The sequence below is a fragment of the Rhizobium sp. Root482 genome, assembly GCF_001426565.1.
In the GTDB taxonomy this organism is placed as follows: Bacteria; Pseudomonadota; Alphaproteobacteria; order Rhizobiales; family Rhizobiaceae; genus Pararhizobium.
Genome location: NZ_LMFA01000025.1, coordinates 16,163 through 34,329 on the forward strand (window position 1 = coordinate 16,163; position 18,167 = coordinate 34,329).

The following is an 18,167-nucleotide window of genomic DNA, read 5'->3' on the forward strand; positions in this document are numbered from 1 at the left end:
AGGGGCGCGCACGGTAAACACCTTCAACCGTTCCACAGGAAACGGGTGGCGACAAACCCATCCGGCTGCGATTGAGCCTCCGTCAACAAGGGAGAACCAATCCATGTCCGTACTTCACAACAAGGTCGCCATCGTCACCGGCGCCAGCTCCGGCATCGGCCGCGCAACGGCAAGGCTCTTTGCCGCGGAAGGCGCCCGCGTCGTCCTCTCGGGCCGCAGGCGCGCCGAACTCGACAGCCTCGTGGCGGAGATCGAGGCCGAAGGCGGCACCGCCGTCGCCGTCGATGGCGATGTCCGCGACGAGGCCCATGCCAAAAGCCTGGTGGCAACGGCCGTCGATCGTTTCGGCGGCCTCGATATCGCTTTCAACAATGCCGGCAGCACCGGCGAGATGGCCCCGATCGTCGACCTTACCCCCGCCGGCTGGCGCGAAACGATCGACACCAACCTCACCAGCGCTTTCCTCGGCGCCAGATACCAGGTTCCTGCCATGGTTGCGCGCGGCGGCGGCTCGCTGATCTTCACCTCCACCTTCGTCGGCTATTCCGCCGGTATGCCGGGCATGAGCGCCTATGCCGCCGCCAAGGCGGGACTGGTCGGCCTGACCCAGGTGCTCGCCGCCGAGCTTGGCATGAGCCGCATTCGCGTCAACGCCATCCTGCCGGGCGGAACGGACACGCCCGCCAGCGTCACCAATGCACCCGGCGCCGGGCCCGAGGTGCTTGCCTTCGTCGAAGGCCTGCACGCCTTGAAGCGCATGGCGAGACCCGAGGAAATTGCACGGTCCGTGCTCCATCTTGCCTCGGATGCGTCGAGCTTCATGACCGGCACCGCCATGCTGGTCGATGGCGGTGTTTCGATCAGCCGCGGCTGACGGATCCGCGGGCGACGAAATAAAAATCGTCCCCGTTCATCCCCGCATGCCTTTCCCATGCCTAAACTCTTCTCGTCCCGCCATCGGATACACCGGAAAGCGTTGCCGGCGAGGCGGGGCCGGTGCCCACGGTCTGTGTTTGAAACGCAGGCGCGGCCGCGGGGGCCTGCGGAAAATGGTTTTCCTCTCGCCTGAAACAGGGCGGGGCGTGCCTGTGAGGCACACAAGAGGAGCGGCGACTGGTGTGTCGAAAGACATATCTTTCGTGGCGCCGCGCGGCCGGAGCGATCCGGTCGCGGCGAGCGTCGCCCTGTGCCAGAAAAAGGCGCCGCCATCCCCGCAGAAGGACCGAAGTCGCAGGTAAAAAACACCGAAACGGGGCGCATCGCGTGTCACTTGTTTTAAACTTACCGAGGCACCCGATGTGCCCCGGCCGATCCCGCCAGCCGCTTGTAGCGCAAAGGGATCAAGACACAGTCATGCCGCGGGCGGATTCCGCCGCGTGAACGTAGACGGCCGCCATCAGGAAATTGGAGCACGCCATGCCGAAACGGGATTTCAGCAATTACGAAAAACGCCTTTCCGTCGATCACGAGCAGCAGAGCCGCAGCGTCATGACTTACTCTGTCGTCTGGACGTACTGCAGGCTCCGCAAATGCCGCCGCGATCGCGCCTGCACTGGCCCGATGCTCGTCTCGGCGCACCAGAACCGCAAGATCCGCGCCCAGCGGGAAATCGGCCTGTCCGGTCACGCCTGCGCCAAACTGCCGGCCTGCATCGCCAATGCGTCGGAAGAATTCTTCCGGCTTTTCGAGAAGGATAAGGATTGCCTGCTGGACTATCTGATCAAGCATCCGAAGGGGCGTCTTCAGAAATATGACCGCCGCGTTGAAGGCCGCCAGCCAGGACGCGACACTGCCGACCCTTGACTTTCGGGCCTGATCGTCCGACTTCAAAGGCCTGTCCAAGGAGTTCCATCATGAGCGATCCGGCCCGTACCGAGACCCGCAGCACCATCGACCAGGCGGAAGTCGATCGCTTCTCCGCCATGGCCGCCGAATGGTGGGACCCGAAGGGCAAGTTCCGGCCGCTGCACAAGTTCAATCCGGTCCGCCTCACCTATCTGCGCGATCGTATCGCCGACAATTTCGGCCGCGACGCCAAGGCGCCGCAACCGCTGAAAGGCCTGCGCATCCTCGATATCGGCTGCGGCGGCGGGCTTCTGTCGGAACCGATGGCCCGCATGGGCGCCGATGTCGTGGGCGCCGATGCCTCGGAAAAGAACATCATGATCGCCAGGACCCATGCGGCCGGCAGCGGCGTCGCGGTCGATTACCGCGCCGTGACCGCCGAATCGCTGGCAGAAGCCGGCGAGACCTTCGATGTCGTCCTCAACATGGAAGTGGTCGAGCATGTGGCCGATGTCGATTTCTTCATGAGCACCTGCGCCTCGATGGTGCGCCCCGGCGGCCTGATGTTCGTCGCCACCATCAACCGCACGATGAAGGCTGCCGCGCTCGCCATCTTCGCCGCCGAAAACATTCTGCGCTGGCTGCCGCGCGGCACCCATCAATATGAAAAGCTGGTCCGCCCCGAAGAGCTGGAAAAGCCGATCACGGCAAGCGGCATGACCGTCACCGACCGCACCGGCGTCTTCTTCAATCCGCTGTCGAACCAGTGGAACCTGTCGAAGGACATGGACGTCAACTACATGCTCGCCGCCAGCCGCCCGGCCTAAACGCGCCGGCGCCCTTGCCTGACGCAAAGGTCAGTTGCCCTCCACCGTCATCCCGGCCCCCCTCCACCGTCATCCCGGCCATGTGCCGGGATCCAGCCGCCGCGCGTCTGCGCGGCGAGAAAACACTTGCAACAGACAATCAAAGTTTCCCACGGCGCCGACGCGTGGTGACTGGATTCCTGTGACAAGCACAGGAAAAGACGGAGGAGAGCGGGTCTCTCAAAACACGCCTTGAGAATGACTGGTAGCGGCAATCCCCGCGTCCACTACCCAAAAATCATCCCCGCCGCTCGCCCCGATGCTACACTTTCAGCGAAAGGACATGCTCCAGCAGTTCGCCCTGCCTCGCCGCATTGTCCTTTGCGATCGCGCGGACCCGTTCGCGGTCGATTGCGAAGGCTTCACCGCTTGCGGTGAAGGGTTCTTTGAAGGTGATGATGCCGCGACGTCCCCGGCGAACCGCTAGCGAAAGAGGCGTGCGAGATCGCGCCGGCCGTCCACCACCCGCACGATCTCGACCGTATGAACAGGACCATCGTCCGTATCGGGCTTTGTTTCGTAGAGGATGATGAAGGGCGGCTCGACGAGCATGCGCGCCGCCGCGGCGATCTCCGGATGGCGCGGGCCGAGACGAGGCTGATCGATCAGGAGACTGGCCTTATGCTGGAACCGCTGGAAAAACCGTTCGGCCGCGTCTGGTTGCTCCAGTCCGATCTCAACATAGATATCGCGGATATCGGCCTGCGCCTTTTGCGACCAGACGAGGTCAGCGCCCATGCTTTTGCGCGGCCTGGAGTGCCTGGCGGGCTTCTTCCTGCAATTTGCCGAAGTCGGCCGGCACGGGCTTGCCACTTGCCTTGCCCTCGTCCCAGAGCGCGCGCAAGCGGTCCGTCTCGGCCTGGCGGGCCGCCCACTTGACCGACCAGTCCCGCACCGCCTCGCGAACGACCTCGCTCGTCGTCGCATAGGCGCCCGTTTCGACCGCATCGCGCAGCATGTCCGCCTGCTGCGCCGTCAGCGCCACGCTCATTTTCTCGACATTGGGCATCAGGAACCTCCGATAGGTAGGAAATATTACCACCAATGCCGATATCGGCCAAGCGGGTGCGTCAGCCGGAACGCGGGCCGGATTTGCGGCACAGGCCCCTCGCCCATCATCCCCGCCGCTCGCCCCGATGCTACACTTTCAGCGAAAGGACATGCTCCAGCAGTTCGCCCTGCCTCGCCGCATTGTCCTTTGTGATCGTGCGGACCCGTTCGCGGTCGATTGCACAGGCTTCGCCGCTTGCGGTGAAGGGTTCTTTGAAGGTGAAGGCATGCGCGGTGGCGCCGTGGTCGTGCAGATATTCCAGCCGGCTCGCCGCCTCCTCCCAGTCGGGAATATGCCCCGCCCGCACCCACCAGAGCACCAGCGGCGGCCAGCTTTGCCTGACATTCCAGTTGCGGGCATGTTTCAGCGCATCGGCATGGACGCCGCCATAGGAAAACGCCATGAGCGATTCCATATCGGTCCACAGCGAAAGCTGCGACGGTCCGCTCGTCTCGCCGCTGCCTTCGATGAACCGTGGAAAAACCTGACGCCCCCAGCTGCGCGGCCCCGGCACGCCGCGATAGCCCGAGCGGGCCACGAAACCGTGGGAGCGGGCCGCCGCTTCGAAATTGGTCGGCTCGCGCAGGACAAAGCCCTCGATCCGGGGATCGCCCTCCGGCCCGATATGCAGGCCGAAATTATAAATCGCCAGATGATGGGCCTCAGCATCCATTAGCGGGCGGCATCCATCAGTTTACGGCGCCCGTCAATTGGCATCGTCCGGCAACACCGGCAAGGCTGCCACCTCGATCCCCTCGTCGATCAGCGCCCGCGCCTCCTCCATGGTCGCCTGGCCGATCAGGCCGCGCTGCTCGGCTTCACCATAATGGATCTTGCGGGCTTCCTCGGGGAATTTCGTGCCGACATCCTCTGAATTCTCGCGGATATTGGTCACCAGTTCGCGGATCTTGGCGACAGCCTCGCGGCGCGCCTTGTCCATTGTCAACACCTTGGCCTCGTCCTTGCGGCGTGCTGTCGAAACCGACGGTGCCATCAGTTCCTTGCCGATCGCGACGGAGCCGCAGGCGGGACAGGACACGAGGCCGCGCTCCGCCTGCCGGTCAAAATCGGCGCTCGAGGAGAACCAGCCTTCAAAGGAATGTCCGCCATCGCAGGAAAGCGTGTATTTGATCACGCCGCCACGTCCCCGCGACCAGGTTTGCCGACCTCCTCGATCGTAAACGGCCGCGCATTCTTGAGGTTGGGGATCTTGCCGCGCGCCGCCCGGACCGCGTCGATATCGATATCGGCGAGCACCACGCCCTCGCCGCTGCCGCCCGCTGCGGCGAGAACCTTGCCCCAGGGATCGACGATCATCGAATGGCCGAAGGTTTCGCGGCCATCCTCGTGCAGCCCTGCCTGGGCGGCGGCGATGACGAACAACCCGTTCTCGATGGCGCGGGCCCGAAGCAGAATTTCCCAATGGGCCTCGCCCGTCTGGCGGGTAAAGGCGGCCGGCACCGACATGACCTCGGCACCCGCTGCCGCCTGGGCGCGAAACAGTTCGGGAAAGCGCACATCGTAGCAGATGGCCGTGCCGAGCCGGGCAAAGGGCAGGTTGATGAGGCGCGCCGTCGCCCCCGGCGTATAGGCGGCACTTTCCCGCCAGCTCTCGCCATTGTCGAGATCGACGTCGAACATGTGGATCTTGTCGTAATGGCAGATCTTTTCGCCATCCGGGCCGAAGAGAAAACCGCGATTGGCGATCTTGCCCTCCGCCAGGCCGATCGCGGTGGAGCCGACATGAAGATGGATGCCGAGTTCGCCGGCAAGCCCGCGGGCCGCCTCCACGATCAGGTCGTCCTCTTCGCCACGCAGATTGGCGCGCATCGACGCTCGGTCGCGGTTGAGCGACCCGGTCATTTCCGGCGTCTGCACATAGACGGCGCCATGGGCGGCCGCCTCGCGCACCAGCCGTGCCATGCTTTCGGCATTCCCGGCCGGATCGATGCCCGAACACATCTGGATGGCAGCTGCCTTGAAAATCATCAGGTCGGTCTCCTTATGCGGCGAGCATCTCGTCCAGCTTGCCGGTGCGATCGAGCGCATGCAGGTCGTCGCAGCCGCCGACATGGATATCGTTGATGAAGATCTGCGGGAAGGTCCTGCCGCCGTTCGACCGCTCTATCATCTGCTGGCGAACCTCCGGCGCCTGGGTGGCATCATGCTCCTCGAAGGCCACGCCCTTGCTTTCCAGAAGTTTCTTCGCCGCGGAACAATAGCCGCAGAACTGACGCGTATAGATGACGACCGAAGCCATGTATGCCTGCTCCTCTGCCCATTCTATGCCGGCCCGTATGATGGCGCATGGGCCGGCTCATGCCCTGTCATATAGGGCCGGCCAGGGCTCTTGCAAAGGTCAAAACAGTGACATCGGCGACCCCGGCCTTCTTCAGCGCCCGCGTTGCCGAAGAGACCGTCGCGCCCGTCGTATAGACGTCGTCGACCAGTACGACCCGCTTGCCGAACAGCATCGCCCGGCCAGCCTCGGTCACCGAAAAGGCGCCGCGCACATTGTCCTCGCGGGCCGTCGCCCCCAGCCCCACCTGCCGGGCCGTGCGCCGGGAGCGGACCAGCGCGGTGGCCAGAAAGGGCCGGTCCGAAAGGCGGGCGATCGCCCGGGCGAGTTCGGCCGACTGGTTGAACCGGCGGCCCCAGAGCCGGAAGGCATGCAGCGGTACGGCAAGGACCGCGTCGCTCGCCTCCACCGCCCCCTCGCCGGCCCGCACCATCCAGGCCGCCATCATCGCGGCGAGATCGGTGCGGTCGCGATATTTCAGCCCATGCACCAGCGCCTTGGCGATGCCGTCATGGAGGGCAACGGAGCGCAACCGCTCGAACACCGGCGGATGGGCGATGACGTCCGCCGAAAGAATGCCCTGTCCGAGATCGTGCGAGAATGGCACGCCGAGCACCTCGCAATAGGGCCTCTCGATCAGCCTGAGGTTCGCCCAGCAGGCGGGGCACACACCCCGGTGGACGCCCACCATGCGCCCGCAGCCTGCGCAGACCGGCGGATAGACGGCATCGACCGCCGCCGCCATCAGTCCGCGCAGGCCGTCGGCCAGCCGTCCGCTTCTATTTTCCGCCTCTTGCCCCCACATGAGGTTGACTTTACCGCCGCCCGGGTTTCATTGCGATCAGATTCTTGGAGGTCCGCCATGGACATCGTTTTCGACCAGACGCTCGTCGAGACCCGCCGCAGGCGGGCATTGCGCAATGGCGACCCGAAGGCGCAGTTTCTCCTGGAGATCGCCGGCCGCGAACTGGCCGAGCGCCTGAGCGTCGTCGAGCGCCATTTCGACAGGGCGGTCGAACTGCACGGCTATACCGGCCTGACGGCGGAATTCATAGCCGAAACCGGCAAGGTCTCGGACATGCTGCGCGTCGAGACCGATGCGGCCTTTGCCGGAAAAGAGGCCGCCCCCGTCACCGTCGCCTCGCTGGAAAACGTGCCGGTGGCGCCCGGCTCGGTCAATCTCGTCGTCTCGCCGCTGTCGCTGCACCTCACCAACGACACGCCGGGCGTGTTCATCCAGGTGCGTCGGGCGCTGAAGCCGGACGGCCTGTTCATCGCCGCCATTCCCGGCTCGGGCACATTGCAGGAATTGCGCGAGGTGCTTCTCGCCACCGAAAGCGAGCTGACCGGCGGCGCCAGCCCGCGCGTCGTGCCTTTTGCCGATGTCCGCGAGGTCGGCGCCCTCCTGCAGCGCGCCGGCTTCGCGCTTCCGGTTGCCGACACCGAAACCTATACGGTGCGCTATGCCTCGCTGTTTGCCCTGCTCAAGGATTTGCGCGCGATGGGCATGACCAATCCGCTGGTCGCCCGCAGCCGAAAGCCGCTCACCCGCGGTTTTTTCCTGCGCGCCGCGGAAATTTACGCCGAGCGCTTCGCCGATCCGGACGGACGCATCCGCGCGACCTTTTCGGTGATCTATATTTCCGGCTGGGCGCCGCACGAAAGCCAGCAGAAACCGCTCAAACCCGGCTCGGCGAAACAAAGGCTGTCGGATGCGCTGAAGACGAGCGAACAGCCGATCAAGGATGGGGAATAGGCGGCGACGCTCAGGGAGCGCCGGCGCCCTCCATCGCATCGGCGATCTCGTTGAAAACAGACAGGAGCGAATCGGCAAATCCGCCGAGACCGATGATCAGCGAAACGGCAATGAGACTGGCGATCAATCCATATTCGATCGCCGTGGCACCGGACCGGTTCTTGATGAAATCCACTACTGTCTTCATAAGCTCCACTCCGTCGGCCCCTGCCCGTTCCAGGCAATCTCAGCAGCCGCTCTTGCTTCCGTTCCCGTCGATAATGCAGACGGCGCCCGGCATTTCCTGCAGCACGCTGCGGCGCACCGTATAGCGCTTGGAGGACGTGCCGCTCGGGATCGATCCGGTCGAGATATTGTCGTAGTCGATGGGCGTATTGGCCAGAATCTTGGTATCGGACTTGGAGGCCAGCATCGGCGTCAGGATGAGGGTCAGCGCGATAACGGCGGTACCGAACAGCAGCGACAGATTGAGAACGCCCGTCCGCCGGCTCTGGCTCGTTGCCAGCTCCTTATCCTGAACAGTTCTCCAGAAGTCGTCGTCAACCATTGTCTGCCTCTCGCAAAATCCGACACGTTCCCGAAGACGGCTCCCTCCCACCGCTCCGGCCACATCCGTGCCGATACACGACCGGCGCCCCTCGCTGGAATCATCCCGCGACAATGGACACCGGCACTTAGTCGAGTTGACTTTGATGGAAGCAGATAAATGTTCGATTAACGAAATCGAAATTTTTCGCCGTTCAGAGCAAATCCATCAGATAGGGAATGAGCGGCTCGTCCGCCGGCGGCATCGGATAATCGCGCAATGCCTTCGGCCTCACCCATTTGACCGCCTGCCCCTCCCGCCCATGGGCAACACCCTCGTAGCGGCGGCAGATATAGAGCGGCATCAGCAGATGGAAATCGTCATAGCTGTGGCTGGCAAATGTCAGGGGCGCCAGGCAGGCGACCTTGGTGCGAACCCCCAGTTCCTCGTCCAGTTCCCGGATCAGCGTCTCCTCCGGCGTCTCGCCCGGCTCCACCTTGCCGCCCGGAAATTCCCACAGCCCCGCCAGCGTCTTACCCTCGGGCCGCTGGGCCAAGAGAACCCGGCCGTCGCCATCGACCAGCGCACAGGCGGCCACCAGAAGAATTTTCCTGCCCGCTCCGCTCATCGTGGATCTCCTGCGCGCCGATAGGCATAGCGATAGACGTCCTGGAAGCCGAACTTGCGGTAAAGGCGAATGGCGGCCGTGTTGTCGGATTCGACCGCGAGCCAGGCCGTCCGGGCGCCGCGAAGCCGAGCCCAGCGCAACGAGGCGTTGACGATCGCCGAGCCTGTCCCCTGCCGCCTGGCATTTTCGGCCACCGCGACCTGCAGGATGCCGGCCATGTCATTGTCGTGTACCGCAAGCGAAACCGCGAGCGGTCCATCCTCTGGGGATTCGAACAGGAACAGGCCGCATTCCGGCTTTATCGCATTGATGATTTCACTGAGACCCGCCTTGGCCTCGCTGTCCTCGCCGCAGATGCTCAACCGCGCATCGACGAAACGGTCGATATCCCGCAGCGGCAGATGCTCGATCGCCTCCGACGTGTCGTTCGGCGGTATGTCCGCCATCATGACCACGGTTTCGGAAAAGACCGGCCAGCCCATGGTGTCCATATGCTCGACCAGCGGCAATGGCGTCAGCGGCGTCTGGCGCACGGTGAGCGGCCGCCCATGATCGGAAAAGAGCCTGGCCGCCCTTTCAAGACGGGCCGCGATGTCGCGGTAGTCGGACGGGTCGAGCGGATTGACCGAGTTGAGGCGCTTGGAGCCATGGCCGGGGGTCAGCCGGATCAGCCAGCTGCCATCATATTGCACCGAAGCCGCCGGCCAGGCACGAAAACCCATGGCTTCGAGACGGCGTACATTCGGCAGATCGATCTTCGAAATCCTGTCCTGCACGCCGGTCAACTCCGGTAGTCGCCGTTGATTTCGACATATTCCTTGGTCAAATCGCAGGTATAGACCGTCGCCCGGCCGGAACCGAGCCCGATCTCGACGCGGATGGCGATATCGTCTTCCTTCATCACGGCGCTCGCGGCCGCCTCCGAATAGGCAGGATCACGCTCGCCGTCGACCGCGACGCGGACATCGCCGAACCAGATCGCCAGCCGGTCGCGGTCGGCCATCTCGCCGGACTTGCCGACCGCCATGACGACGCGACCCCAATTGGCGTCCTCGCCGGCAACCGCCGTCTTGACCAGCGGCGAATTGGCGATCGACAGCGCGATGCGCTTGGCGGCCGCGTCGGTTTCGGCGCCTTCGACGGTCACCGCGACCATCTTGCGCGCCCCTTCGCCGTCGCGCACGACCTGCAGCGCCAGATTGAGCAAGAGATCGTTCAACGCCGAGCGGAATTCCTCGAGCGCCGGATCGCCGGCATCATTGATCCTCACCTGGCCGTCCTTTGCCGCCGCGCCGGTGGCAAACAGCATCAGCGTATCGGAGGTCGAGGTGTCGCTGTCGACGGTGACGGAATTGAAGGTCGGGCCGGTACCTTCCGAGAGAAGCGCCTGCAAGGCCGGCGGCGCGATATCGGCATCGGTGACGACGAAGGAAAGCATCGTCGCCATGTCCGGCGCGATCATGCCGGCGCCCTTGGCAATACCGTTGATCGTGACGCTGACGCCGCCGATCACCGCGCTACGGGTCGCGACCTTCGGATAGGTGTCCGTGGTCATGATCGCCTTGGCGGCCTCGAACCAGAAATCGTCCGTGGCCTGCGAGGTCATGTCGCCGAGAACACCGGCGAATTTGGTGGCATCCAGCGGTTCACCGATCACGCCCGTCGAGGCAAGGAACACTTCATTTGGCGAGCAACCGACGGCAGCAGAAGCCGACTGCGCCGTCAGTTCGGTCGCGTCCCTGCCCTTCCTGCCGGTAAAGGCATTGGCATTGCCGGAATTGACGACGACCGCGCGCGCAACGCCGCCGGCGAGGTTCCGGCGGCAGAAATCGACCGGCGCCGAAGGGCAGCGCGACCGGGTGAAAACACCCGCCACCGCCGCCGGTTCGTCGAAGACCATCAGGAGCACGTCCGTCCGGTTCTTGTACTTGATGCCTGCAGCCGCGGTCGCCATGCGCACGCCGCGCACCGCCGGCATCTCGGCAAAGGATTTCGGAGCAAGCGGAGAAACGGAACCGGACATGATCAAAACCTCAGATAAGAAAAAACCACCTGGAACTGATTTGGATAAAGCAGGGGGTCCCATCCTCCGTCATCCTCGCCCTTGTGGCGGGGATCCAGCGACCCGACGTCTGTCGGGCCAAAAGACTCTTCGCCCAAGTCCTTGGGCGGCTGGATTCCTGTGACGAGCACAGGAATGACGGGTTTTGGGTATCAACAACCCCTCACCCCCTGCAAGCCGAGGACGATCGAATTCGCCGCACATCCCTTCTCCCCGACTACGGGGAGAAGGTGGTCGACAGGCCGGATGAGGAGCCGAAGCAAGCCGGCCTAGTTGGCGGTCTCTGCGCCTGTCTCCGCTTCCGCCTTGTTGGCCTCGTCATAGGCCTTCTTCAGCGCCGGATCGGTGATATCGACACCGGCATCCTTCTTGGCGGCAGCCAGGAGATCGATATATGTGTCGCGCATGACCAATTGCCTGACCTGCTGCTCGACCTGCTCCAGCGGCGGCGGCGGCTGCAGGCGCTTGTCCTCCAGCAGGATGACGTGGAAGCCGAACTGGGTCTTCACAGGCACCGGAGTATACTTGCCCTTTTCGAGCTTGAAGGCGGCTTCGGAAAATTCCGGAACCATGCGATCCTTGGTGAAATAGCCGAGATCGCCGCCGTCGCCCTTGTTCGGGTCCGTCGATTTTTCCTTGGCGAGCGTGGCGAAATCCTTGCCGGCGTCGAGATCCTTGATGATCGCCTTGGCCTCTTCCTCGGTCTTGACCAGGATATGGCGGGCCCGGGCTTCCTCGGCCGGCTTGATCGCTGAGATTTCCTTCTCGTAGCGCGCCTTGACTTCTTCGTCCGTCACCGCATCGACGACATGCTTCTTGAAGAAGGCATTGTGCAGTTCGCGATCGGTGAGATAGGCAAGGCGCTTCTTGAAGTCTTCATCGTTCTGGAGGCCTTCGTCGCTGGCATCCTTGGCCAGAAGCTTGACGTCGATCAGACCGGACAGGGCTGCGGCGCGCTTCTGCTCCTCGGGCAATTGCGCCAGTTGCGGGTCGAGGCCGGTCAGGGCCAGATCGAGTTCTGACTGGTGGATTTCCGCGCCGGCGACCTTGGCAATCACCGGGTCCGCGCCATCCGCAGCAGCAGCCGGCCCCTGGGCGGCCATCACGGCCACGAGAGCGACAGCCGCAAGCATTTTGTATTTCAGCATCCTCATACCTTTCACACTGATCTCCGAACCGCGGTCACGGCCAGCTTGAACGCTCCACATCATCCAATTGTGGCCGTTCTGCAGCCTTTGCCCGCCTCAACTCCCGTTGACATAATTCGACCCCCCTCTTATCTGTCACGCAACCTCGCGTCCAGAACAGTTCCGGGCGTTTCATAGTATTTCGCGGATTTCAACCGCATCGGCTACACAGAAGAAAGGACCATTCTTATGGTCAGTCTCGGCGGTCTCGCCCGCAAAATTTTCGGCTCTTCGAATGACCGCCGCGTGCGTGGCTACAAGGCCAAGGTCGAGGCCATCAATGCTCTGGAAACGGAAATGCGCGCCCTTTCCGATGAAGCATTGGCTGCAAAGACCGTCGATTTTCGCAAGCAGTTCGCCGATGGCAAGACCCTCGACGATCTCCTTGTTCCAGCCTTTGCCGTCGTTCGCGAGGCCGCCCGCCGCGTCCTTGGCCTGCGCCCCTTCGATGTGCAGCTGATCGGCGGCATCATCCTGCATGAGAAGTCGATCGCCGAGATGAAGACCGGTGAAGGCAAGACGCTAGTGGCGACGCTGCCGGTCTATCTGAACGCGCTCGCCGGCCGGGGCGTGCATGTCGTCACCGTCAACGATTACCTGGCAAGCCGCGACTCGGCGACGATGAACCGGATCTATTCCTTCCTTGGCATGACCACCGGCGTCATCGTCCATGGCCTCACCGACGACCAGCGCCGCGCCGCCTATGCCTGCGACATCACCTATGCAACCAATAACGAGCTGGGCTTCGACTATCTGCGCGACAACATGAAATACGAGCGCAACCAGATGGTCCAGCGCGGCCATTTCTTCGCCATCGTCGACGAAGTGGACTCCATTCTCGTCGACGAGGCACGCACGCCGCTGATCATTTCCGGCCCGCTCGACGACCGTTCTGAGCTTTACAATACCATTGACCGCTTCATTCCGCTGCTGAGCGCAGAGGACTACGAGATCGACGAAAAGCAGCGCTCGGCGAACTTCTCGGAAGAAGGCACCGAAAAGCTCGAAAATCTCCTGCGCGAAGCAAACCTGTTGAAGGGTGAGACGCTCTACGACGTCGAGAACGTCGCCATCGTCCATCACGTCAACAACGCCTTGAAGGCGCACAAGCTTTTCCAGAAAGACAAGGACTATATCGTCCGCAATGACGAGATCGTCATCATCGACGAATTCACCGGCCGTATGATGCCGGGCCGGCGCTATTCGGAAGGCCAGCACCAGGCGCTCGAAGCCAAGGAAAAAGTGACTATCCAGCCGGAAAACCAGACGCTGGCCTCGGTGACCTTCCAGAACTATTTCCGCATGTACGAAAAACTCGGCGGCATGACCGGTACGGCATCGACCGAAGCCGAGGAGTTCGGCAATATCTACGGCCTCGAAGTCGTGGAAGTGCCAACCAACCTGCCGATCAAGCGCATCGACGAGGACGACGAAGTCTATCGGACGACGGAAGAGAAATACAAGGCGATCATCGCCGAGATCAGGGAATCGCAGGAGCGCCAGCAGCCCGTCCTCGTCGGCACCACCTCGATCGAGAAATCCGAACTGCTTGCCGACATGCTGAAAAAGGCGGGCTTTACCAATTTCCAGGTTCTGAACGCCCGCTACCATGAGCAGGAAGCCTATATCGTCAGCCAGGCGGGCGTGCCCGGCGCCGTGACCATCGCCACCAACATGGCCGGCCGCGGCACCGACATCCAGCTCGGCGGCAATCTCGACATGCGCATCGAGCGCGAACTCGGCGAGATGGAACAGGGCCCCGAGCGCGACGAGAAGGAAGCCGCCATCAAGGCCGAGGTGCAGCGCCTGAAGGATATCGCGCTGGCTGCCGGCGGCCTCTACGTGCTCGCCACCGAACGCCACGAAAGCCGCCGCATCGACAACCAGTTGCGCGGCCGTTCCGGCCGCCAGGGAGACCCCGGCCGCTCAAAATTTTTCCTGTCGCTGCAGGACGACCTGATGCGTATCTTCGGATCCGACCGGATGGATTCGATGCTCCAGAAGCTGGGCCTCAAGGAGGGCGAGGCGATCGTCCATCCCTGGATCAACAAGGCGCTGGAACGGGCCCAGAAAAAAGTCGAGGCCCGCAACTTCGACACCCGCAAGAATCTTTTGAAATATGACGACGTGCTCAACGATCAGCGCAAGGTGATCTTCGAGCAGCGCATCGAGATGATGGACGCGACGGATATTTCCGAAACCGTCACCGACATGCGCCACGAGGTCATCGAGGATATCGTTGCCAAGCGCATTCCCGAAAAAGCCTATGCCGAACAATGGGATGTCGCTGGCCTCAAGGAAGATGTACAGACATCCCTCAATCTCGACCTGCCGATCGTGGAATGGGCGGCCGAGGAAGGCATCGACGAGAACGACATCCGCGAGCGCATCACCACCGAGGCCGACAAAGCGGCGGCCGACCGGGCCGAGCGTTTCGGCCCCGAGATCATGCTCTATGTGGAGCGTTCCGTCGTGCTGCAGACGCTCGACCATCTCTGGCGCGAGCATATCGTCAATCTCGACCATCTGCGCTCGGTGATCGGCTTCCGCGGCTATGCCCAGCGCGATCCGCTGCAAGAATACAAGTCCGAGGCCTTCGAACTGTTCCAGGCACTGCTGGGCAATCTTCGCCAAGCCGTGATCGCGCAGCTTATGCGCGTGGAACTGGTGCGCGAGGCCGCCGAGGCACCGCAGCCGGTGCCGCCGCAGATGGTCGGTCACCACATCGATCCCGTGACCGGCGAGGACGATTTCGCCGAGGGCGTCAATCTTGCCGTCGTCGCGCCGGAAAACCGCGATGCCCAGGACCCTTCGACCTGGGGCAAGGTGGCGCGCAACGAACCCTGCCCCTGCGGCTCCGGCAAAAAATACAAGCATTGCCACGGCGCGTTCGAGGCTTAGGCATCGGAAAACTTGATTTTATAAGCGTTATCGCTTATGTCTGAAGTGGCAGGCGGGATTGCAGTCCCGCCTGCCTTTGGCTTATTTTGTGAAATTGACCCGGACGGCTATTGACCAGCCCGTCCGGGTTTTTCGCATCATAAGCGTGATGCTAAATGGTTTTTGCCACATAGATCACCTCCAGATTCGACAGCAAGGCTGTTGCCTCAGCCGGGGAGCCCGTCTTCCCGGTGGCGTGGGCTGGCACCACGCGCGCTGCTTTTGCCGGCGAATACAACCGATAATGGCATTCTCCACGGTGTTCTGCAACGTGAGCCGCCCGATGGCGGACGAACCCTTTATTAACGCTGATCTGGCAAGAATTGCTTTCTGTTTTGCGTAATTCCGGGTACTTCCTTGTTCATGGCAGCATGTCAGACGGCTGGACGATTATTGCCGCCCGCTTTGCGGGAGCGGTTGCAGCCCCTACTGGACATGCTCAAGGCATTGCTGGGCGGGAGTGACCCGCGTCATCTTGCCCAGCGCGTGGCGCTGGTGGCCTTTTCCATCCGCATCGTCAGCGCCGCCATCGCCTTCATTTCCCAGATCGTGCTGGCCCGCGTCATGGGCGAATTCGAATATGGCATCTTCGTCTTCGTCTGGGTCCTGGTCGTGCTGTTCGGCAATCTTTCGTGCCTCGGCTTCCACACCGCCATCATCCGCTTCCTGCCGCAATATCATGCCCGCGACGCGCTGCCGGAAATCCGCGGCCTGACGACGACGGTGCGCGTTTTCGCCCTCGTCTCGGCGACGGCCCTTGCCGCGGCCGGCATTGCAGGCCTCTGGCTGTTCGGCGACAGGATCGACGGCTATTATCTGGTCCCGCTCTATCTCGGCATCTTCACGCTGCCGATGATCGCGCTCGGCGACGTTATGGACGGCACCTCGCGGGCCCATAGCTGGGCGGTCTCGGCCCTCAGCCCGACCTATCTCATCCGGCCGATCCTGATCCTTGCCCTCATGATGCTGGCGCTCATGATCGGAGAGCCGGCAACGGCGCGCACGGCGATGATCGCCGCCATGGCCGCGACCTATCTCACCAGCGTCACCCAATTCTTCATCCTGAGCTGGCGGCTGCGCAAGCGCTACGTCAAGGGCCCGCGCCGCCTGGAGTTCGGCACCTGGATCCGTGTCGCCCTGCCGATCTTCCTGATCGAGGGTTTCGGCTTCATGCTGACCAATTCCGATGTCGTCATCGTCGGCCTCTATCTCGATCCGGAAAGCGTGGCGATCTATTTCGCGGCGGCCAAGACGATGGCGCTGGTCCATTTCGTGATGTTCTCCGTCAAGGCCGCCGCCTCGCCGCGCTTTTCCGCCGCCATGGCCGATCCCGATCGCCAGCAACTCGCGGTGATCGCGGTCGAGAGCGCAAAATGGTCGTTCTGGCCCTCGCTTCTCGTCGGCGCGGCTGTGCTTGCCAGCGGCAATTTCCTCCTCTCGCTGTTCGGTCCCAGCTTCGTTTCCGGCTACCCGCTGATGGCGATCCTCTATGCCGGCATCATGGCCAAGGCGCTGATCGGTCCGGCAGAAGCCTTTCTCACAATGGCCGGCCAGCAGAACCTCTGCGTCGCCCTCTATGCCGCCGCCCTTGCCGCAAATCTCGCTCTCAATGTCACGCTGATCCCGATGTTCGGGCTGACGGGTGCCGCAATCGCCACGGCCGGCGCCATGTTCGTCGAAGCCGCCCTTCTCCATGTCGCCGTGCGCCGGATCTTCGGCATCGTCCTCTTCGCCTTCGCCGACCCACATGCCCGACCCATCAAAGCGGAGGCCAGCCCATCATGAGCGGCAACCATCACATTCCCGACGACGCCAACAGCCGGTCGGCGCGCATCCTCGGCGGCCTCGTGCCGCCGGCGCCGGAGCGGCCGGTCGCCGAAAGCACGATCTCCGTCGGCCGCCCCGGCCGCCAGCTCTGCCTCTACCCGGCCCGCCAGGGCTATGAACTGCAGAACGAGCTGGATTTCCTTTCCAACCGGGCCATGGAACCGAACGTGTTCTTCACCGGCCGTTTCCTCGCGCCGGCCATGCCGCGCCTGGAAGACCGGATCATCCGCCTGGCACTGATCCGCGATACCGACGAGCGCCGCAGCCGCATCCGCTTCCTGATGCCGTTTTCGGTGGAAAAGCCGGGCTTTTCCATCGGCGCGCCGATCCTGCGGGCCTGGTCCAACCCGTTCGGGCCGCTCGGCGTGCCGCTGCTCGATACCGAAGATGCCGCCGAGACGATCGACAATCTTTATGAGGCTCTTGCCGATCGCTCCGTCGGCCTGCCGGGCGTGCTGGTACTTCCCGATATTCGCCTGAAGGGCAAGTTCGCCCAACTGGCCCGCGCCGTCGCCATCGGCCGCAACCTGCCCTTGACGGTGACCGATACCTATACGCGGCCGATGCTGGAAAGCCTGCAAGACGGCCAGACCTATCTGCGTAGCGCGATCAGCGCGTCGCATCTGCGTGAACTTCGCCGGCAGTGGAACCACCTGGAGACGCACGGCCGGGTGTCCTACAATGTCGCCCGCCAACCGGCCGACATCCGCGCCCGCATGGAGGAATTCCTGGCGCTTGAAGCAAGCGGCTGGAAAGGCCGCCAGCGCACTGCCATGGTGCTCGACCGCTATCGCGCCGCCTTCGCCCGCGAGGCGATCAACAACCTAGCGGAGGCCGATAGCGTGCGCATCCACACGCTCGACCTCGACGGCAGCGCGATCGCCTCGATGGTCGTGCTGATGATGGCCGGCGAGGCCTATACCTGGAAAACGGCCTATGACGAGACCTATGCCCGTTACTCGCCCGGAAAACTGCTTCTCGCCGAACTGACGGAATGGCATCTCGACGACGCCAATATCGTGCGTTCCGATAGCTGCGCGGTGCCCGACCATCCGGTCATGAGCCGCTTCTGGGAAGAGCGCGAGGACATGGGGACGCTGGTGATCGGCCTTGCCCAGAACCGCGATCGCGACGTGCGCCAGGTGGCGGCACAGCTTCATCTCTACCGCAACACCCGCAACATGGCGCGGTTGCTGCGCGAAAAGATAAGGGCACTAGCGCCGCGCTCGAAACGGTGACC

The 18,167-nt window shown here is 63.1% G+C and carries 20 protein-coding genes; 7 read left to right on the forward strand and 13 right to left on the reverse strand.

Features of this window, described 5'->3' with window-relative positions; translation table 11 throughout:
• The first annotated feature begins 103 nt into the window (after positions 1–103).
• From ASD31_RS22090 to ubiG, 3 genes are all read left to right on the forward strand, one after another.
• Positions 104–874: an SDR family oxidoreductase gene (locus ASD31_RS22090; protein ID WP_056339188.1), complete on the forward strand. Its 771-nt coding sequence runs from the start codon at positions 104–106 to the stop codon at positions 872–874.
• A 542-nt stretch (positions 875–1,416) separates the two neighbouring features.
• Positions 1,417–1,803 carry a hypothetical protein gene (locus tag ASD31_RS22095; protein WP_056339190.1) on the forward strand — a complete coding sequence of 129 codons (387 nt, stop codon included), beginning with the start codon at positions 1,417–1,419 and terminating at the stop codon, positions 1,801–1,803.
• A gap of 50 nt (positions 1,804–1,853) precedes the next feature.
• Positions 1,854–2,612: a bifunctional 2-polyprenyl-6-hydroxyphenol methylase/3-demethylubiquinol 3-O-methyltransferase UbiG gene (ubiG, locus tag ASD31_RS22100; protein ID WP_056339192.1), complete on the forward strand. Its 759-nt coding sequence runs from the start codon at positions 1,854–1,856 to the stop codon at positions 2,610–2,612.
• A gap of 462 nt (positions 2,613–3,074) precedes the next feature.
• On the opposite strand, the gene ASD31_RS22105 is transcribed toward ubiG, so the two are convergent.
• From ASD31_RS22105 to ASD31_RS22135, 7 genes are all read right to left on the reverse strand, one after another.
• Positions 3,075–3,389, reverse strand: coding sequence for a type II toxin-antitoxin system RelE/ParE family toxin (locus ASD31_RS22105; RefSeq protein ID WP_056339194.1), 315 nt, complete (start codon positions 3,387–3,389; stop codon positions 3,075–3,077).
• Positions 3,379–3,660 carry a type II toxin-antitoxin system ParD family antitoxin gene (locus ASD31_RS22110; RefSeq protein ID WP_056339196.1) on the reverse strand — a complete coding sequence of 94 codons (282 nt, stop codon included), beginning with the start codon at positions 3,658–3,660 and terminating at the stop codon, positions 3,379–3,381. Before ASD31_RS22110 ends, ASD31_RS22105 begins: the two co-directional genes overlap by 11 nt.
• Before the next feature lie 130 nt (positions 3,661–3,790).
• Positions 3,791–4,375 carry a DUF3291 domain-containing protein gene (locus ASD31_RS22115; protein ID WP_056339198.1) on the reverse strand — a complete coding sequence of 195 codons (585 nt, stop codon included), beginning with the start codon at positions 4,373–4,375 and terminating at the stop codon, positions 3,791–3,793.
• A 33-nt stretch (positions 4,376–4,408) separates the two neighbouring features.
• Complete coding sequence (locus ASD31_RS22120; protein WP_056339200.1) at positions 4,409–4,837, reverse strand: DUF1178 family protein; 429 nt, start codon at positions 4,835–4,837, stop codon at positions 4,409–4,411.
• Positions 4,834–5,691 carry a carbon-nitrogen hydrolase family protein gene (locus ASD31_RS22125; protein WP_056339202.1) on the reverse strand — a complete coding sequence of 286 codons (858 nt, stop codon included), beginning with the start codon at positions 5,689–5,691 and terminating at the stop codon, positions 4,834–4,836. Before ASD31_RS22125 ends, ASD31_RS22120 begins: the two co-directional genes overlap by 4 nt.
• Positions 5,692–5,704: 13 nt before the next feature.
• Entirely contained in the window at positions 5,705–5,962 is a 258-nt protein-coding gene (gene grxC / locus ASD31_RS22130) for a glutaredoxin 3 (protein WP_056339204.1), read from the reverse strand.
• A 67-nt stretch (positions 5,963–6,029) separates the two neighbouring features.
• The gene (locus tag ASD31_RS22135) at positions 6,030–6,806 is read right to left on the reverse strand and encodes a ComF family protein (protein WP_056339206.1); all 777 of its coding nucleotides are present in this window, start codon (positions 6,804–6,806) and stop codon (positions 6,030–6,032) included.
• 57 nt (positions 6,807–6,863) lie between these two features.
• On the opposite strand from ASD31_RS22135, the gene ASD31_RS22140 reads away from it, so the two are divergent.
• Complete coding sequence (locus tag ASD31_RS22140) at positions 6,864–7,757, forward strand: methyltransferase domain-containing protein (protein ID WP_056339208.1); 894 nt, start codon at positions 6,864–6,866, stop codon at positions 7,755–7,757.
• Between the two features lie 10 nt (positions 7,758–7,767).
• Here ASD31_RS22140 and ASD31_RS25630 read toward each other — a convergent pair whose 3' ends face one another.
• The 6 genes from ASD31_RS25630 to ASD31_RS22165 all read right to left on the reverse strand — a co-directional run bounded on the left by ASD31_RS25630 (position 7,768) and on the right by ASD31_RS22165 (position 12,121).
• Positions 7,768–7,944 carry a Flp family type IVb pilin gene (locus tag ASD31_RS25630; RefSeq protein WP_082520665.1) on the reverse strand — a complete coding sequence of 59 codons (177 nt, stop codon included), beginning with the start codon at positions 7,942–7,944 and terminating at the stop codon, positions 7,768–7,770.
• A gap of 39 nt (positions 7,945–7,983) precedes the next feature.
• A complete protein-coding gene (locus tag ASD31_RS22145; protein ID WP_056339210.1) occupies positions 7,984–8,304 on the reverse strand; it encodes a hypothetical protein in 321 nt (106 codons plus the stop codon).
• 193 nt (positions 8,305–8,497) lie between these two features.
• Positions 8,498–8,911 carry an 8-oxo-dGTP diphosphatase MutT gene (gene mutT / locus ASD31_RS22150; RefSeq protein WP_056339212.1) on the reverse strand — a complete coding sequence of 138 codons (414 nt, stop codon included), beginning with the start codon at positions 8,909–8,911 and terminating at the stop codon, positions 8,498–8,500.
• Positions 8,908–9,633 carry a GNAT family N-acetyltransferase gene (locus tag ASD31_RS22155; protein WP_082520673.1) on the reverse strand — a complete coding sequence of 242 codons (726 nt, stop codon included), beginning with the start codon at positions 9,631–9,633 and terminating at the stop codon, positions 8,908–8,910. Before ASD31_RS22155 ends, mutT begins: the two co-directional genes overlap by 4 nt.
• 59 nt (positions 9,634–9,692) lie before the next feature.
• On the reverse strand, positions 9,693–10,934 hold the full coding sequence (gene argJ, locus ASD31_RS22160; RefSeq protein WP_056339215.1) for a bifunctional glutamate N-acetyltransferase/amino-acid acetyltransferase ArgJ: 1,242 nt from the start codon (positions 10,932–10,934) through the stop codon (positions 9,693–9,695).
• Between the two features lie 308 nt (positions 10,935–11,242).
• Positions 11,243–12,121, reverse strand: a complete 879-nt coding sequence (locus ASD31_RS22165; protein WP_056339217.1) for a peptidylprolyl isomerase — start codon at positions 12,119–12,121, stop codon at positions 11,243–11,245.
• A 228-nt stretch (positions 12,122–12,349) separates the two neighbouring features.
• On the opposite strand from ASD31_RS22165, the gene secA reads away from it, so the two are divergent.
• The 3 genes from secA to ASD31_RS22180 all read left to right on the forward strand — a co-directional run bounded on the left by secA (position 12,350) and on the right by ASD31_RS22180 (position 18,165).
• Positions 12,350–15,061 carry a preprotein translocase subunit SecA gene (gene secA / locus ASD31_RS22170; RefSeq protein ID WP_056339219.1) on the forward strand — a complete coding sequence of 904 codons (2,712 nt, stop codon included), beginning with the start codon at positions 12,350–12,352 and terminating at the stop codon, positions 15,059–15,061.
• A 402-nt stretch (positions 15,062–15,463) separates the two neighbouring features.
• Entirely contained in the window at positions 15,464–16,885 is a 1,422-nt protein-coding gene (locus ASD31_RS22175; protein ID WP_056339457.1) for a lipopolysaccharide biosynthesis protein, read from the forward strand.
• Entirely contained in the window at positions 16,882–18,165 is a 1,284-nt protein-coding gene (locus ASD31_RS22180; RefSeq protein WP_056339221.1) for a GNAT family N-acetyltransferase, read from the forward strand. Before ASD31_RS22175 ends, ASD31_RS22180 begins: the two co-directional genes overlap by 4 nt.
• Positions 18,166–18,167: the final 2 nt, after the last annotated feature.

Excerpts from the sequence above, each read along its gene's own strand:
- ASD31_RS22155 (WP_082520673.1), bottom strand. The coding sequence starts at position 9,633 with ATGGGTTTTCGTGCCTGGCCGGCGGCTTCGGTGCAATATGATGGCAGC.
- ASD31_RS22090 (WP_056339188.1), top strand. The coding sequence starts at position 104 with ATGTCCGTACTTCACAACAAGGTCGCCATCGTCACCGGCGCCAGCTCC.
- ASD31_RS22135 (WP_056339206.1), bottom strand. The coding sequence starts at position 6,806 with ATGTGGGGGCAAGAGGCGGAAAATAGAAGCGGACGGCTGGCCGACGGC.
- ASD31_RS22110 (WP_056339196.1), bottom strand. The coding sequence starts at position 3,660 with ATGCCCAATGTCGAGAAAATGAGCGTGGCGCTGACGGCGCAGCAGGCG.
- ASD31_RS22115 (WP_056339198.1), bottom strand. The coding sequence starts at position 4,375 with ATGGATGCTGAGGCCCATCATCTGGCGATTTATAATTTCGGCCTGCAT.
- grxC (WP_056339204.1), bottom strand. The coding sequence starts at position 5,962 with ATGGCTTCGGTCGTCATCTATACGCGTCAGTTCTGCGGCTATTGTTCC.
- ASD31_RS22125 (WP_056339202.1), bottom strand. The coding sequence starts at position 5,691 with ATGATTTTCAAGGCAGCTGCCATCCAGATGTGTTCGGGCATCGATCCG.
- ASD31_RS22175 (WP_056339457.1), top strand. The coding sequence starts at position 15,464 with ATGGCAGCATGTCAGACGGCTGGACGATTATTGCCGCCCGCTTTGCGG.
- ASD31_RS22105 (WP_056339194.1), bottom strand. The coding sequence starts at position 3,389 with ATGGGCGCTGACCTCGTCTGGTCGCAAAAGGCGCAGGCCGATATCCGC.
- ASD31_RS22165 (WP_056339217.1), bottom strand. The coding sequence starts at position 12,121 with ATGCTGAAATACAAAATGCTTGCGGCTGTCGCTCTCGTGGCCGTGATG.
- ASD31_RS22140 (WP_056339208.1), top strand. The coding sequence starts at position 6,864 with ATGGACATCGTTTTCGACCAGACGCTCGTCGAGACCCGCCGCAGGCGG.
- ASD31_RS25630 (WP_082520665.1), bottom strand. The coding sequence starts at position 7,944 with ATGAAGACAGTAGTGGATTTCATCAAGAACCGGTCCGGTGCCACGGCG.
- secA (WP_056339219.1), top strand. The coding sequence starts at position 12,350 with ATGGTCAGTCTCGGCGGTCTCGCCCGCAAAATTTTCGGCTCTTCGAAT.
- ubiG (WP_056339192.1), top strand. The coding sequence starts at position 1,854 with ATGAGCGATCCGGCCCGTACCGAGACCCGCAGCACCATCGACCAGGCG.
- ASD31_RS22145 (WP_056339210.1), bottom strand. The coding sequence starts at position 8,304 with ATGGTTGACGACGACTTCTGGAGAACTGTTCAGGATAAGGAGCTGGCA.
- ASD31_RS22095 (WP_056339190.1), top strand. The coding sequence starts at position 1,417 with ATGCCGAAACGGGATTTCAGCAATTACGAAAAACGCCTTTCCGTCGAT.
- argJ (WP_056339215.1), bottom strand. The coding sequence starts at position 10,934 with ATGTCCGGTTCCGTTTCTCCGCTTGCTCCGAAATCCTTTGCCGAGATG.
- ASD31_RS22180 (WP_056339221.1), top strand. The coding sequence starts at position 16,882 with ATGAGCGGCAACCATCACATTCCCGACGACGCCAACAGCCGGTCGGCG.
- mutT (WP_056339212.1), bottom strand. The coding sequence starts at position 8,911 with ATGAGCGGAGCGGGCAGGAAAATTCTTCTGGTGGCCGCCTGTGCGCTG.